Below are 12,464 nucleotides of genomic sequence, written 5' to 3'. Positions count from 1 at the left end.
CCGCTGGAGCCGGAGCTATTTTCGGAGGAGTTGTTTGTGGCCTTTTCGAAGAAGTCTCCCTGCGTTGCGCTGTCACCGAAGTTCGGCAAGGGCATCACGGAACTGACAGAGGACGGTCGCTTTCGCGAGATAGCGCGCGACACTCTTGGGGAATGGGAGGCCCAGAGCTTCCAGGACTAGCTGGACAATCGAGCCGCTAAAAACCCCAGGTGTGGTTCTCTGCGAGCGAAACGCAGGACCTCATCAAGTACCTGAACGATGAGTTCTATGGCTTCCGATAGTTCAGCATACGCGGGGGAAGCACAGAGAGGCTTCCATGACATCACGCCGGTTCCCGGACGACAAGCCTGACCGATGGCCGTCTGCCTTCCGGGAACCTTGAGAGCACCATCCCTATGGTAAGAAGCGGAGGCCCTGACGGCATCGGGTCTGTACAGATAACCCCGTCAGAACCCCACACGCAGCCTGAAGCTCTCCAGGTCCTGGACATCACAGAAGCCCGCTTCCGCCGTTCCTGGCGCTACTGTGGGGGCGGTTCTGAGTTGAGTGCCCACGCCTTTAGCCCGTTCCGTCTTCTGAGCGTGCCTCTTGTTTCGGAGCGCATACGGCGCGCTCTTCAATCTTCGGCAGGAGCCACTATGTAACGTCACGAAACGCTTATCGGGAACAGGGACACCAACGGTGAGCCTCGACCGCGAGACCGAAGCGCTGCTTTTCTGGGTCGGGTCCTCGACGACGAGGCCGCTATGGCAGCACGACTACGAGCGCGCGCGGGCCGAGTATCGCCGCTCTCTTACCAAGACGGATGTCGCGCCGCCCGACGTCGGCAACACGGCGGACATTACGGTGCCCGGGCCCGAAGGCCCGCTCCGTGTCCGCAAATACGAACCCGCGCGGCCGGGTGTCGCCTCTATTTTGTATTTTCACGGCGGCGGCGGCGTTCTTGGCAGCCTCGACACCCACGACACGCTCTGCCGCATCTTATGTCACGACACCGGGGCGACGGTCTTCTCGGTGGATTACCGCTTGGCGCCGGAGCACCCCTTTCCAGCCGGCGTCTGCGATGCCGTCGCCGCGCTCGAATGGTTGTCGCGCGAGGCGGGAAACATGTCGCTCGACCCCGCACGCATCGCGGTTGCCGGCGACAGTGCCGGTGGCGGCCTTGCCGCCGTGGCCTTGCACGAAACCAAAGGCCGTCTCGAGGCGCGGCCCGCGGCGCAGCTCCTGATTTATCCCGCCCTCGACTTGCGCGCGCGGGGCCCGTCACGCAAAGAGCTGATCCAGCAATTCCCCATTCCGGAAGAGATGATCCACTGGTTCTTCAACCACTATTTCGGAACCGCTTGGCCGATTGCCGATCCGCGCGCCACGCCCGCGCTCTATGAAGACTATTCGGGTCTACCGCCGGCGTTGATCGTGACCGCGGGATACGACCCGTTCCGCGACGAGGGCGCTGAATATGCCGAGCGGCTGGCCGCAGCGGGCGTGCCGGTCGACTATGCGTGCTATCGGGGCACGGTGCACGGCTTCATGAATATGGGCCGGGTGTTGCGCGTCGCCCACCGCACCATGCGGCAGCGCATGGGCACTTGGCTCACAGAGCAGTGGGATAAGGTCGGCGCCTAGTGCTGAAAGACTCACGCGGCCTTCCGCACGCGCCCCGCATTGGGGTGGACCGGCAGCGCCAGGATACCCCGCAGGCCGAAGCGCTTGATCCACTCGGTGCCAACAATGCGGGTCCCATCTTCTGGTGGGACATCCTCACGCCGCTCATGCTTCTGATCACGCTGCTGATCAGCGCCCGCTAGGCGTCAGAGTTCGCGCCAGCTGCTTTCGCGCAGGTCGAGGCCGTAATGCGCCGCAGCCTTCTTGATGTTCGCGAAAGCAAGGTCGCGGTCAGCATCGGTGACGCCCTCGACCTGATCGAACCGTGCCAGCGCGTTGCGCACATGCGCGGCATCTGTCAGCGGTTCTCTGCGCTGCACGGGAAAGGCGAAGACGCTTTCCGGCAGATCGGCGCGGTCATGAATTTCGCCCTCTTGCGTATGCGGCATCCAAGTGGTCTGCATGGGATCCTCCTTTTACGCTTGTGATTTTGAGGTGTCGTAGTGAATGGCTAGCCAGACAGTGGGCGGGTCTTTTTGCGTCCACGTCACCCGGTGGCGGCAATGGGCGGGAAGCATGATCCACTCTCCGGCCTGCATCGCGCGGTCCTCCTCCTCGCCCTCGATACGCAAGCGCGCCGCGCCCGCCACGAGGAGCACGTATTCATCCCAGGCCTGATCGTACCATTGATCTTCCGGGGTCACTTGCCCTGTGGAGACAATACGCTCGACCCGCATGCCGGAACTTTCGGCCAGGAGATCGACCGCCTCCTTGGCTTGCGGCCCGCCGGGCAGGCTGTCACCGAGGCTTCCCGCCCGGACCGAAGCGTCGGGCTTAGGGCGCAAGGCGCGTCACCTGGTAGAGCCTCTCGCGCCATTTGCCGCCCTGCTTGACCACAATCGCGGTGATGAACACGTTCTCAGAAATCGGCTTGTCCGCGAATGTCCCTTCAAGCTTCGCGGTCAAAGTGCGCATGGCGCTGCCGGGTCCGAGCAGTGTGACCGTCGGCTCGCTGAGTTCCGTCTGCTTGATCTTGTAGTCGGCCAGCGTGGCGAGCAGCTCGTCGACCGATTGCGGCGTGCCGTAGAAGGGCGTCACCGCCAAATGACCGGGCGTCATCAAGGACTTGATGGTTGCCGCATCTTGCGCCTCGAAGGCCTCGTCCAGCCTGCCCACGACGTCGTCAACCGCTTCGATGGTCGCAACATCGCTGTCTTGGGCGCACGCACCCACGCTGGCACAGATCAGAAGGGAAACCGCGATCAGAAGCCCTCGCATGCTAAAGTCCTCCGCCTTACGATCATTTGTCGAGCAGCCATTTCACTCCGTCCGCCGCGATAGCACAACAAGCCAGCGCCAGCATGACCACGCTCTCCATTACGCGCGACCGTCCCATCGCCAAGGGCCGCACAGCCCTGCTGATCATTGACGTGCAGAACGGCACGTGCGGGCCACTCGAGGCCGAGAACCGTCCAGAGCTTTACAAGGCCACGGCGTTGCGCGTGATCCCGAATATCGGCTCGCTCGTCGAGGCGTTCCGCGGCGCTCACCTTGAGGTGATCTACACGGTGATCGAAAGCCTCACGGCGGACGGACGCGACCGCAGCCTCGACTACAAGCTCTCCAATATGGGTTTTGCCAAGGGCTCTCACGAAGCGCAGGTGGTTCCTGAACTCGCGCCGCTGCCGGACGAGATTGTCTTGCCCAAGACATCTTCGTCGGTGTTCAACTCGACAAACCTCGACTACCTTCTGCGCAACATGGGCATCGAGGATGTGTTCGTCACCGGATACCTTACGGATCAATGCATCGATCACGCCGTGAAGGACGGCGCCGACCGCGGCTACTTCATGACCTGCGTACACGATGCCTGCGCATCGGAGACCGAAGCGCGACATGCGGCAGCGCTTCAGTGCTTCGCAGGTTATTGCCGCATGCTGTCCACGGAGGAGGTTCTCGACCTCGTTCCGGGGTGTTGATCTAGTTCGGCGTGTTCAGGACTTCGATATCGAAGGGCTTGAGATGCTCGTTGGACCTAAGGAAATCCGTGAGGTCCGTGGCGTCTGCGACCGTTGCTGACGACCAAAGGTCGGTGGTGCAGGTGCTATCCGTATATCGGTCGGTAACGACCACGTATGGGTCCTTGCTCTTGGTCACGGCGCACGCACACGAAGCCTTGGTCGGGTCGCTGGGATTGACAATGCATGGCTTGTCGAGGCACCAGGCCCAAGGCCGGTCATTGCTGCACGCGACATAGCTCTTGATGGGGTAGTAGCGCGAGCTGATCTCTTTCCCTTTTGCGGTCTGTGCTTCCTTCGTGCACGGCTTTTGTCCGGCGGAATAACCCGTCTTGACGTCGCAAGCGCAGGATACCGTGTCCGTGCTGCCGTCGGCCGGCTCGCACTTCGCCGTCGTGCACAGCGCATAGGTGCTTTCGCAGACGATGAACGCGCTCTTGGACTCATCGTCGCCGCACCCCGCGAGCGCCAGGGCGCCCAACAGACTCACGAGCGAAAAGATGATCTTCCGCATGACCCTCACCTCCAGCGCCAGCGTAACAGGCTCAGGTCTAACGAAAGACGGACTTAGGCGACACCGTTAGCAGACGGTTATCACCAGCTCCTTCAGTAGACATCCGCGTAGCGTGCGCACAGGGCCTGTGGGTCAAGGTCCGCCACGTATGCCACCTCGGAGCGCTTGTGGCGTAAGTACGCCTCGAAGAAGATCGGCCCGAACCATTCCTTCACGCGATCGCTCGCGTCCATGACATCGAGCGCCTCGCCCAAGGAATGCGGCAACGGCGGCGCCGTCTTCGGCAGTTCAAGCTTGCGCGCGATCCCGTCGGCGCCGGCGAAGATCATCGCACCCAGCGCCATATAGGGACTGGCGGCGGCGTCACACACACGGAATTCCAAATTGAACTGCGCGGCGCGCGCCTGCTCGTCATACGTGGCGAACACAGGGCAAACACGCAAAGCCGCACTGCGATCTTGCATCTTTATGTCGGCTTCGGTCGGCGCCCAACGGTTCGGCGTCAACCGCAGATACGACACCGGCGACGGCGCGGTGATCGCGCAAATGGCCGGCATGTGATGCAGCAGGCCGGCGGCAAAATGCGTTGCCGCGGGGCTCAGATTGTATGGCGCATCCGCGTCGAACGTCACAGGTGCGCCAGCCTCGTCCTGCAGGCTGAAATGAATATGCACGCCGGCTCCGGCACCGTCGGCCACCGGCATTGGCGAGAAGACTGCGCGGTGCCCAAGGCGAAAGGCCGCACCGCGCGCCATCTCCCGCGCGATGACACCTTGGTCCGCCGCGATGAGCGCAAGGACAGGCGAGACAGTCATCTCGTACTGGCGTGGACCATACTCGGCGAGAAAGCTATCGGGTTTGGCGCTCGCCGCGCGGATCGCCGCCATAAGCATTTCGCCGAACACGCCTTGGCGCCGGAAGGCACCTAAGCTGTAGGCATGACCCGGCAAATCTTCGACGCCCGTATAGACAAACTCATGCTCGAAGGCCGCAAGCAGCTGCAAGCCACTCGCCGCCTTCAACGCGACAATAGACCGGCGCAGGAACTCCCGCACGCAACACACCCACGGCGTTCCGTCGGGCTCTCGAATGTCACCGAGGAAGAAGTGCTCCGCCGGTGTATCGTCGCGGAAGTCCACATGCACCTCGGCCGAGGGGTCCGGGACGATCATAAGATCGCCCCCTGTCCCGAACGGGGTGTCGAGGATCGGACCAAAGCAGGTCTGCATCAGATTGGAATGCGTCCAACCGATGCCGGTCTTGCGGCGCGCCGGCAACTCGGCCGCGGGAAACCCCTTGCCGCGAACAAGCCCGGCGATGTCGCACGTTCCAACGAAAATCAGTTCTTCGCGCAGCATGCCCGCTCCTGGCAACGTTTCACTCTCCGCGCAGTCTACGCCCGGAGACGACAAAGGGGTTACCCCGAATATTGCGTGGGCCTAGCCCGCCCCCGCTTGGCCCGCTTTGTCGAGCGCCGCGAACTCTTTGTCCGTGAGGGTGATGCTGGCCGCGGCCACGTTCTGCTCCAGATGCGCGACTTTCGAAGTGCCGGGAATGGGCAGCATGACGCGACTGCGCGCGAGCAACCAGGCGAGCGCGATCTGGCTGGGACTGGCGTCATGCGCGCGCGCCACCGCATCCAGGATCGAGCCTTCGCGCGCCAGCTTGCCGTTCGCCAGCGGATACCAGGGAATGAAGCCGATGCTTTTCGCCTCGCAGTAATCGAGCACGTCCTGGCTCCTTCGATTGACGAGGTTGTAGAGATTCTGCACCGTAGCGACGGGGAACACATCCTGCGCGGCCTCGATGTCTTCGACACTCGCCTCGCTCAAGCCCACATGACGCACGATGCCGTCATCTATCAGCGCGCGGACCGCAGCGAACTGCGCCTCCCGCGGAACCTTCGGATCGACGCGGTGTAACTGCCATAAGGCAATTTGCTCCACGCCCAACTTCTCGCAGCTTCGGAGCGCCTCCGCCCGCAGAAGCTCGGGATCGCCATTGGCAACCCAGAAGCCCGCGCGCGGCCGCTCGAACCCGGCCTTCGTGGCGATGAGCAGCCCGTCATACGGGTACAGCACCTCGCGGATCAGCATCTCCGACACGTCCGGGCCGTAGGAGTTTGCAGTGTCTATGAAGTTCACGCCGAGCGCCGGCAATCGCTCCAGCACGCGCAAGGCCTCGGGCCGGTCCTCCGGCTCGCCCCAGACGCCCGCCCCTGTGATCTGCATAGCGCCGAAGCCCAAGCGGTGGATGTCGATCTCCCCGCCAATTTTGAATGTCCCTGCTTGCCTCGCGTCGAGGTCGTTTATGTCATTCATCGTCTCAACGTCCCTGGAAACCCTATCCCGACCCTATATGGTGGCAGGCTTCCACATTTAAATGGTTCCCGACCGATGCGCCGCTCCGAGGATCCGCAGTTCTTCAACCTGCTTGTAGACAGCCACCGCCGCTTGATCGGGGTGGAGCCGCCCTTTCTCGTCCCAGGCGCGGATGCGCGCTGGCTTTATGCCGAAGCACCTGCGTGCGTGCTGGCGCACAGCACCGATCCCGACCCTCGCTTTATCTACGCCAACAAAACGGCGCAGAAGATTTTCGAGTATGGCTGGGATGAGTTTATAACGCTGCCCTCGCGGCTGTCGGCGGAAGCCCCTGAGCGCGAGGAACGGCAGCGCCTGCTCGACGCGGTCGACCGAGAAGGATTCGCCGCCGGCCATTCCGGCATTCGCATTGCCAAGTCCGGCCGGCGGTTTTGGATTGAGGGCTACACGTTGTGGCAGTTGCGCGCAGAGGACGCCACGCTTCATGGCGTGGCGGCGTGGTTCTCGCGCTGGCGTGATGCCTGAAGGTTAGTTTTTGCGGCGGTTGACTTCAGCTTGACTGACGTAGCCGTCACGGAGCAGCGCCTTGACGCAGGTTTTCGACAGCTTCTTGCCGTTGCGGTCCATGCACGACCGCAAGCCCGACGTCTCTAGTCCGTAGTCGCCGCAAAACTTCTTGTAGTCGGCGCGGCAGTATTGCTGCACGGCCTTGCTGTAGGCCCCCGCCTGCGCCGCCGCAGTGAAGGACAGAACCGCGATTGCGGCAATCAACAGCCTGGAACTCATAGTCTTCATCAGTGGTACCCTTTCAAACCCCGGCACTGCACCCTACCAAACAAACACCACGGTGCAAGACCTGTTCCGGCGTTATGTCATGGATTTCACAACAAAAAGTTGTCGTGTTGGCGTGGCGCAACAGCGCATCGGCAGACGCTTGCAACCAGCCTCGGCCTTCACGGCCTATTCGCTGGGAGGCTCGACGACCTTCCAGGTGCTGTCGGGACCAAAGTCCTCGATCTCGGCCACGACCTCCGCCGTGTCTGGCCCCAGGTCCTTCTCGAACAGGACGCCGTCGTGATTGACCATGAAGGTCATGATGCCGGAATTCCCGTACTCCGCCGGATGGGCAACCAACCCGAACCCGCCGATCATCCGCCCATCGACGACGTAGTCGAAGGCGCCTCCTTTGGCCTCTTCGCCTTGGCGCGTCAGGATCCGGTAGTAATAGCCGTGATAGGGCTTTGGTTCGCCGGTGAACTCGTAGCCTTCATCCGAGGCTTCGGCAAAGAGTGCGCCGAGCGGGCTTTCGCCGTCGTCACTTTGCCAGTAGAGGCCGTCTTTCTCTCCCGGACTGCTCAAGAACCGCTGCGCGTAAGGTGCCGGGCTGCGGCCGTCCACATCGAGCGCCGCGTATTCGTTCTGCGCCACCACGTAGGCGAGGCTCGCTTGCATGGCGGAGAGTTCGTTGCGCCCGATGCGCCGCAGGAGGATCTCTTCAAGGCCAGCGTCTGTATCGAATTCCCACTTGCCTTCGTTCTTGACGAGCGGAATCGGGAAGGGCCAGTCATCGTCGCCCACGACCAAGATGGTCGTCTCGTCTCCCTCCGGCTCCAGGCTGTTCTTCTCCTCGAAGGCCTCGACGAAGATCTCGCTGGCATTCCGGTCGGCAACCTCGTCGCCCGAGCTGATAACGTCCGTGCTATCGGGGCCCAAGATCTTGAGAACTTCCTCGCGGTTGCCGGTCTTCGCCGCCGCAACGAGAGCCTTCGCTGCCGCTTCCGGACTGTCGAAGGAGTCCTGCGCGAATACAGGTGTGCAAACGAGCAGCAGCGCGGCACTTGTGAGGCACCAAGCCAGCCGCGGCACTAGACGCAATCTATGATCCATCGCTTAACCCTCTAAACCTGTCCGCTCGATACCCTAACGCCGGCGTCCGCCGCCACCACGGCCACCGCCTCTGCCGGCGCTCGACCTGCCGCGACTGGCATGGGATCTCGCCTTGCTCCCGCTGCTCTTTTTGAAGGCGTTTCCGGAAGACTTCCGGGCAGGCGGCTTCCTCGCTGCTGGTTTCTTAGCAGCGGGCTTTCTCGCTGCCTGCTTCTTCATCGCAGGCTTCTTCGCCGCCGGTTTCTTCATGGCAGGCTTCTTCGCTGCGGGCTTCTTCATCGCAGGCTTTTTGGTACCAGCACCAGGTTTCTTGATGTCGGGACGCTTGGCGCCGGCACCAGGCTTCTTTATGCCCGGCTTGGCGCCACCCTCGGGGCGCCGATTGGCAAGGTCGGGCTTCTTCCCATCGGGCCGCTTGATGCCGCCGTCCGACCGTTTGAGAGCGCTCTCCATGTCCCCGACGCTTGGCCGCTTGTTGCCCGTGCCAGGCCGCTTGTCACCGGGACGCTTGCCAGCAAGACCACCGTCACCAGGCCGCTTGTCGCCGGGACGTTTGCCGGCGAGGCCGCCGTCACCAGGACGCTTATCGCCGGGTTTGCGGCCGCGGAAGTCGTCTCGCTTGTTGGCGACGTTGTTCTTATTAAATTTGTTGCTGACGTTCTTGTTGTTGTAGTTCACGCCGCGCCGATGATCGGCGTTGTGCTGCCAATTGGAGACGTTGACGTTGTTCCTATTAAAGTTGGCGTTCGGGCTGAAGTCGATGTTCCGGTTGACGTTCACATTGATGTCGTTGCGGCCCCAATTAAAGCCCGTGCCCCAGATCGCGTTGCCGATGGCGAAGCCCGCGCTCCACGCGACTCCGCGCGCCAAGGCGCCACCAAGGCCGTAGCCCAGTGGCGGCGGGAAGTAGTACGGCGGGTAAGACGGATAGGGCCAACTGCCGTAAACGACCGAAGGCTGGTAGTAGGGCACGTAAACCGTCTCCGGCGATGTCTGCTCGATGACGATAACCTGCTGAGGGGGCGGCGCCTGACCGCCTGACGAAGAACTCTCGGCGGGCGCCGCCTGATTGACGTTCACCTCCTGCGTGACCGTTACCGTCTGCTGCTCATTGGACTCCAGGTTGCCGTTCTCCTGCGCCAGCGCGCGCATGCGCTGCACTGCATCCATAACGTCGGGCTGCTGCGCCAGCACGGCGTCGCCAAGCTTGGACGTCCAATCAAGATCCTTGTTCATCATCGTAAGAACGTCCGGCACAGCGACCAGCGCCTTGATGCTGTTGTCCCAGTCCTTCTCGTCCAACGCCTTGGTCAGCGCTTCGCCCGTTACGTCTTTATTGTCCGCAGCCCAGCGCTCCGCCTGCACCACTTCGAGCGGGTAGGTGGCAGCTACGAGTACTTGGGCAAGAAGGGAATCGGGATAGAGCGCGACCGGGGCGACGAGCTGATCGAGCTGCGCCTCATCGAGAAGCCCGTCCGAACTCCCCTCGCCATCCGCGGCGGCTGGCTGCGCGTCCTGTGCCGCCATTTGCGTGTCTGCAGGCGTTTCCGGGACGTCGGTGATATTGACTTCGGCCTCCGCTCCCGCGGCGCCGGCAAAGGCCGGGCCGTGCAGCATGACAAGGACGGCGAAGCTGGCAAGACTGGCGATGGCGCGCATGTGATCCCTATGACTGCTCAGGCGTGGGCTGCGGAGAATATCCGCACCTAGGTGCGCCGTCCATCCGCAGAACCCATCAGTTGATGCAGATGAAGCTGAAAGTGCGGCAGCGACAAGTCCGCGCGGCTGCAAAGGTTGTGCAGGTGTCGTGGGCCTGTCATGAACTATAAGAATAAGTCAACCCGATGAGTTCCCTTGCGAGCGGAGGCTGCAATGAATCTTGGAGATGTCATAGGCCAGTTGATGCGCGATGGTCTGTCGCCGCAGACCCAGAACCGCATTGAGCATGCGGTTAGCGCTGATGGGTTAGGCTCCGCGGGTAATTCCCCTGATCTCGGCGCGCTGCTGGGTAGCCTGCTCGGCGGTCAAGCCGGAAGCGGCAGCGCGAGCGGACAAGACGCGGGCAGTCTCGGCGCAGGAAGCCTGGGCGATGTCTTGGGCAGCCTGCTAGGCGGCGCAAAAGGTGCGGGTCAGAGCGCTGGTGGCCCGGGCGGACAAGGCGCGGGTGGTCTTGGCGACATCCTCGGCGGGCTTGGGCAAATGCTGGGGTCCGATAGCGGCGTCGGCGGCATGAGTAAGGGCCAGCTCGGAGGGCTCGGCGCTTTGGCGGGCGCGCTTCTGGGCGGCGGCAGCGGCGCGAGCAAGGGCGCCATCGGCGGCAGCGCCATGGCGTTGCTCGGCACGCTGGCACTCACCGCACTGAAGAACTGGCAGGCGCAGCAAAGCGCAGGCGACAGCCAAGCCGTCTCACTGACCGAGACCGAGGTCCGGCAGATCGCGGCGCCCGAAACCGCGGAGCTATGCCTGCGCGCCATGATCGAAGCCATGAAGTCGGACGGCGAGGTCTCGTCAGACGAAGTGCAGCGCCTCGTCGGCAAGCTCTCCGAAGGCGGCATCTCACCGGACGAGCAGAAATTCGTGCAAGGTGAATTGTCGAAACCGCAGGACCTCGACGGATTGGTGCACGCCATTCCGAATCCTGAAGTCGGCATCCAAATCTATGCTGCGGCGCTGATGGCGATCTCGGTGGATACGGCGGCCGAACGGAACTTTCTGACGAACCTTGCGAAAGGCGCAGGGCTCGATCGCGAAGCCGTCGCGCGGCTGCATCAGATGGTCGGCGCGCCCGCCGCCTAGCATCTCGCGAAAAGACCCTCAATCGAACTTGAGCACAAAGTGTGCTCGCGAACCGAACCCATACTTTCAGAAAGGATAAAACATGGGATTTTTTGACTTTGTAAAGAACGCCGGCAAGAGCCTGTTCGGCGCCGACGACGCCAACGCCGCCGAGGCCATCGCCAAGGAAGTTGGCGATCCGAGTCTCGCCGATAAGATCAATGTCGAGGTCGACGGCGAGAACGTGAAGATCTCCGGCGAGATTCCCGATCAGGAGACGAAAGAGAAGATCATCGTCGCCGCGGGCAATGTCGAAGGCGTCTCCAGGGTCGAAGAGAACATCGAAACCACGCAAGAGGCGCCTGAAGCCACCTACCACACCGTGGAGAAGGGCGACACGCTGTGGGCCATCGCCGAGAAGGCCTATAGCGACGGCACGAAGTACAAGATGATCTTCGACGCCAACACGCCGATGCTGTCCGATCCTGACAAGATCTATCCGGGACAGGTTCTGCGCATCCCACCGCTCGCCGACTAAGCGGCAGCGCACTTCAAACGAGCAATCGAAGCGGCGGCTCCTCGGAGCCGCCGCTTTTATGCGCGGGCTTCGGTTCCCTCCCCCTAGAGCGCACCAAAAGAGCGGCGGGGATAAATCTCGCGTCTAATGTCGGCTAAGTGCCAGAAGCGGACCTTAATTCATATCAAAGCGAACGGCGTGCGGTCGTTTTGATTTGGGGCTAAGACTGAAAAGGTACGACCTAGGAACCTGCGTTGTCCCGAGGTAGGTTTGGGGATGCGAAGAGCCTCTAATGCAGGGAGAGCCGTGTGGTTGTTCGGTTACGGCTCGCTGATTTGGCGTCAAGGATTTCCCTACAAAGAGGCGCGTCGCGCCTACATCCGAGGCTGGGAACGCCGTTTCTGGCAGGGGTCTCATGATCATCGGGGAATGCAAGACGATCCAGGAAGGGTCGTTACCCTCGTCGAAGCTAATGACGCACATTGCTACGGTCGAGCATTCCTGGTCGCTGCCGACGTGTTTGAACATCTCGATCAACGCGAGATCAACGGCTACCGGCGTGAAGAGGTCGAGGTCTACTTCGACGAAAGTTGTGTGATGGGCATCACGTATCGCGCCCCAATCGAAAATTTTGCCTTTCTTGGCGACGCATCAGTCGATGAGATGGTCGCGCAGATCAACAGGTGCGCGGGTCGAAGCGGCCACAACGCGGACTATGTCTTGGAGCTAGCGAGGGCACTTCGAGCTTTGGACGCATCAGACCCCCACGTCTTCGAACTTGAAGCGCGGATTGTGGAAACGAAAGACCGTCGTAGAGCCTGATAGCT

17 protein-coding genes are annotated in these 12,464 nt (G+C 62.1%); 8 read left to right on the top strand and 9 right to left on the bottom strand.

What is annotated here, in order from left to right; translation table 11 throughout:
* The 3 genes from ABY454_RS10715 to ABY454_RS10705 form a co-directional block, all read left to right on the top strand.
* On the top strand, positions 1–180 hold a 180-nt coding region (locus ABY454_RS10715), incomplete at its 5' end, for a hypothetical protein (RefSeq protein WP_372930550.1).
* Positions 181–681: 501 nt separating this feature from the next.
* On the top strand, positions 682–1,626 hold the full coding sequence (locus ABY454_RS10710; RefSeq protein WP_372930548.1) for an alpha/beta hydrolase: 945 nt from the start codon (positions 682–684) through the stop codon (positions 1,624–1,626).
* Positions 1,626–1,808 (top strand): hypothetical protein, encoded by a 183-nt coding sequence (locus tag ABY454_RS10705; RefSeq protein WP_372930546.1) that lies wholly within the window; start codon positions 1,626–1,628, stop codon positions 1,806–1,808. Before ABY454_RS10710 ends, ABY454_RS10705 begins: the two co-directional genes overlap by 1 nt.
* A 3-nt stretch (positions 1,809–1,811) precedes the next feature.
* Here ABY454_RS10705 and ABY454_RS10700 read toward each other — a convergent pair whose 3' ends face one another.
* Genes ABY454_RS10700 through ABY454_RS10690 form a run of 3 tightly spaced genes read right to left on the bottom strand, consistent with a single transcriptional unit; the run spans position 1,812 to position 2,883 of the window.
* Positions 1,812–2,069, bottom strand: a complete 258-nt coding sequence (locus tag ABY454_RS10700) for a DUF6582 domain-containing protein (RefSeq protein WP_372930544.1) — start codon at positions 2,067–2,069, stop codon at positions 1,812–1,814.
* A 12-nt stretch (positions 2,070–2,081) separates the two neighbouring features.
* The gene (locus ABY454_RS10695; protein WP_372930543.1) at positions 2,082–2,450 is read right to left on the bottom strand and encodes a cupin domain-containing protein; all 369 of its coding nucleotides are present in this window, start codon (positions 2,448–2,450) and stop codon (positions 2,082–2,084) included.
* A complete protein-coding gene (locus tag ABY454_RS10690; protein ID WP_372930542.1) occupies positions 2,440–2,883 on the bottom strand; it encodes a nuclear transport factor 2 family protein in 444 nt (147 codons plus the stop codon). The genes ABY454_RS10695 and ABY454_RS10690 overlap by 11 nt, the downstream gene beginning before the upstream one ends.
* A gap of 83 nt (positions 2,884–2,966) precedes the next feature.
* Here ABY454_RS10690 and ABY454_RS10685 point away from each other — a divergent pair, with 83 nt between their 5' ends.
* Entirely contained in the window at positions 2,967–3,584 is a 618-nt protein-coding gene (locus ABY454_RS10685) for a cysteine hydrolase family protein (protein ID WP_372930540.1), read from the top strand.
* Position 3,585: 1 nt separating this feature from the next.
* Here the strand turns inward: ABY454_RS10685 and ABY454_RS10680 are convergent, their stop codons facing one another.
* The 3 genes from ABY454_RS10680 to ABY454_RS10670 form a co-directional block, all read right to left on the bottom strand.
* A complete protein-coding gene (locus tag ABY454_RS10680; RefSeq protein ID WP_372930539.1) occupies positions 3,586–4,137 on the bottom strand; it encodes a hypothetical protein in 552 nt (183 codons plus the stop codon).
* A gap of 92 nt (positions 4,138–4,229) precedes the next feature.
* Positions 4,230–5,495: a glutamine synthetase gene (locus tag ABY454_RS10675; RefSeq protein ID WP_372930537.1), complete on the bottom strand. Its 1,266-nt coding sequence runs from the start codon at positions 5,493–5,495 to the stop codon at positions 4,230–4,232.
* A gap of 81 nt (positions 5,496–5,576) precedes the next feature.
* Complete coding sequence (locus ABY454_RS10670) at positions 5,577–6,458, bottom strand: aldo/keto reductase (RefSeq protein WP_372930535.1); 882 nt, start codon at positions 6,456–6,458, stop codon at positions 5,577–5,579.
* Between the two features lie 75 nt (positions 6,459–6,533).
* On the opposite strand from ABY454_RS10670, the gene ABY454_RS10665 reads away from it, so the two are divergent.
* Positions 6,534–6,983 carry an MEKHLA domain-containing protein gene (locus ABY454_RS10665; RefSeq protein ID WP_372930533.1) on the top strand — a complete coding sequence of 150 codons (450 nt, stop codon included), beginning with the start codon at positions 6,534–6,536 and terminating at the stop codon, positions 6,981–6,983.
* Between the two features lie 3 nt (positions 6,984–6,986).
* Here the strand turns inward: ABY454_RS10665 and ABY454_RS10660 are convergent, their stop codons facing one another.
* From ABY454_RS10660 to ABY454_RS10650, 3 genes are all read right to left on the bottom strand, one after another.
* A complete protein-coding gene (locus ABY454_RS10660; protein ID WP_372930531.1) occupies positions 6,987–7,244 on the bottom strand; it encodes a hypothetical protein in 258 nt (85 codons plus the stop codon).
* 174 nt (positions 7,245–7,418) lie between these two features.
* Complete coding sequence (locus tag ABY454_RS10655) at positions 7,419–8,345, bottom strand: DUF2950 domain-containing protein (protein WP_372930529.1); 927 nt, start codon at positions 8,343–8,345, stop codon at positions 7,419–7,421.
* A 33-nt stretch (positions 8,346–8,378) separates the two neighbouring features.
* A complete protein-coding gene (locus ABY454_RS10650; protein WP_372930528.1) occupies positions 8,379–10,004 on the bottom strand; it encodes a DUF3300 domain-containing protein in 1,626 nt (541 codons plus the stop codon).
* A gap of 213 nt (positions 10,005–10,217) precedes the next feature.
* Between ABY454_RS10650 and ABY454_RS10645 the strand changes: the two genes are divergently transcribed.
* The 3 genes from ABY454_RS10645 to ABY454_RS10635 all read left to right on the top strand — a co-directional run bounded on the left by ABY454_RS10645 (position 10,218) and on the right by ABY454_RS10635 (position 12,459).
* A complete protein-coding gene (locus tag ABY454_RS10645) occupies positions 10,218–11,141 on the top strand; it encodes a tellurite resistance TerB family protein (RefSeq protein ID WP_372930527.1) in 924 nt (307 codons plus the stop codon).
* A gap of 82 nt (positions 11,142–11,223) precedes the next feature.
* Positions 11,224–11,658: a peptidoglycan-binding protein LysM gene (gene lysM, locus ABY454_RS10640; protein WP_372930525.1), complete on the top strand. Its 435-nt coding sequence runs from the start codon at positions 11,224–11,226 to the stop codon at positions 11,656–11,658.
* A gap of 285 nt (positions 11,659–11,943) precedes the next feature.
* On the top strand, positions 11,944–12,459 hold the full coding sequence (locus ABY454_RS10635; protein ID WP_372930523.1) for a gamma-glutamylcyclotransferase: 516 nt from the start codon (positions 11,944–11,946) through the stop codon (positions 12,457–12,459).
* The last annotated feature ends 5 nt before the right edge of the window (positions 12,460–12,464 follow it).

The sequence above is a fragment of the Methyloceanibacter sp. genome, from assembly GCF_041573655.1.
In the GTDB taxonomy this organism is placed as follows: domain Bacteria; phylum Pseudomonadota; class Alphaproteobacteria; order Rhizobiales; family Methyloligellaceae; genus Methyloceanibacter.
Note: the sequence above shows the minus strand (reverse complement) of the source record. Positions and strands in the feature narration are given on the sequence as shown.

Excerpts from the sequence above, each read along its gene's own strand:
- ABY454_RS10700 (WP_372930544.1), bottom strand. The coding sequence starts at position 2,069 with ATGCAGACCACTTGGATGCCGCATACGCAAGAGGGCGAAATTCATGAC.
- ABY454_RS10690 (WP_372930542.1), bottom strand. The coding sequence starts at position 2,883 with ATGCGAGGGCTTCTGATCGCGGTTTCCCTTCTGATCTGTGCCAGCGTG.
- ABY454_RS10685 (WP_372930540.1), top strand. The coding sequence starts at position 2,967 with ATGACCACGCTCTCCATTACGCGCGACCGTCCCATCGCCAAGGGCCGC.
- ABY454_RS10680 (WP_372930539.1), bottom strand. The coding sequence starts at position 4,137 with ATGCGGAAGATCATCTTTTCGCTCGTGAGTCTGTTGGGCGCCCTGGCG.
- ABY454_RS10675 (WP_372930537.1), bottom strand. The coding sequence starts at position 5,495 with ATGCTGCGCGAAGAACTGATTTTCGTTGGAACGTGCGACATCGCCGGG.
- ABY454_RS10670 (WP_372930535.1), bottom strand. The coding sequence starts at position 6,458 with ATGAATGACATAAACGACCTCGACGCGAGGCAAGCAGGGACATTCAAA.
- ABY454_RS10665 (WP_372930533.1), top strand. The coding sequence starts at position 6,534 with ATGCGCCGCTCCGAGGATCCGCAGTTCTTCAACCTGCTTGTAGACAGC.
- ABY454_RS10660 (WP_372930531.1), bottom strand. The coding sequence starts at position 7,244 with ATGAGTTCCAGGCTGTTGATTGCCGCAATCGCGGTTCTGTCCTTCACT.
- ABY454_RS10655 (WP_372930529.1), bottom strand. The coding sequence starts at position 8,345 with ATGGATCATAGATTGCGTCTAGTGCCGCGGCTGGCTTGGTGCCTCACA.
- ABY454_RS10650 (WP_372930528.1), bottom strand. The coding sequence starts at position 10,004 with ATGCGCGCCATCGCCAGTCTTGCCAGCTTCGCCGTCCTTGTCATGCTG.
- ABY454_RS10645 (WP_372930527.1), top strand. The coding sequence starts at position 10,218 with ATGAATCTTGGAGATGTCATAGGCCAGTTGATGCGCGATGGTCTGTCG.
- lysM (WP_372930525.1), top strand. The coding sequence starts at position 11,224 with ATGGGATTTTTTGACTTTGTAAAGAACGCCGGCAAGAGCCTGTTCGGC.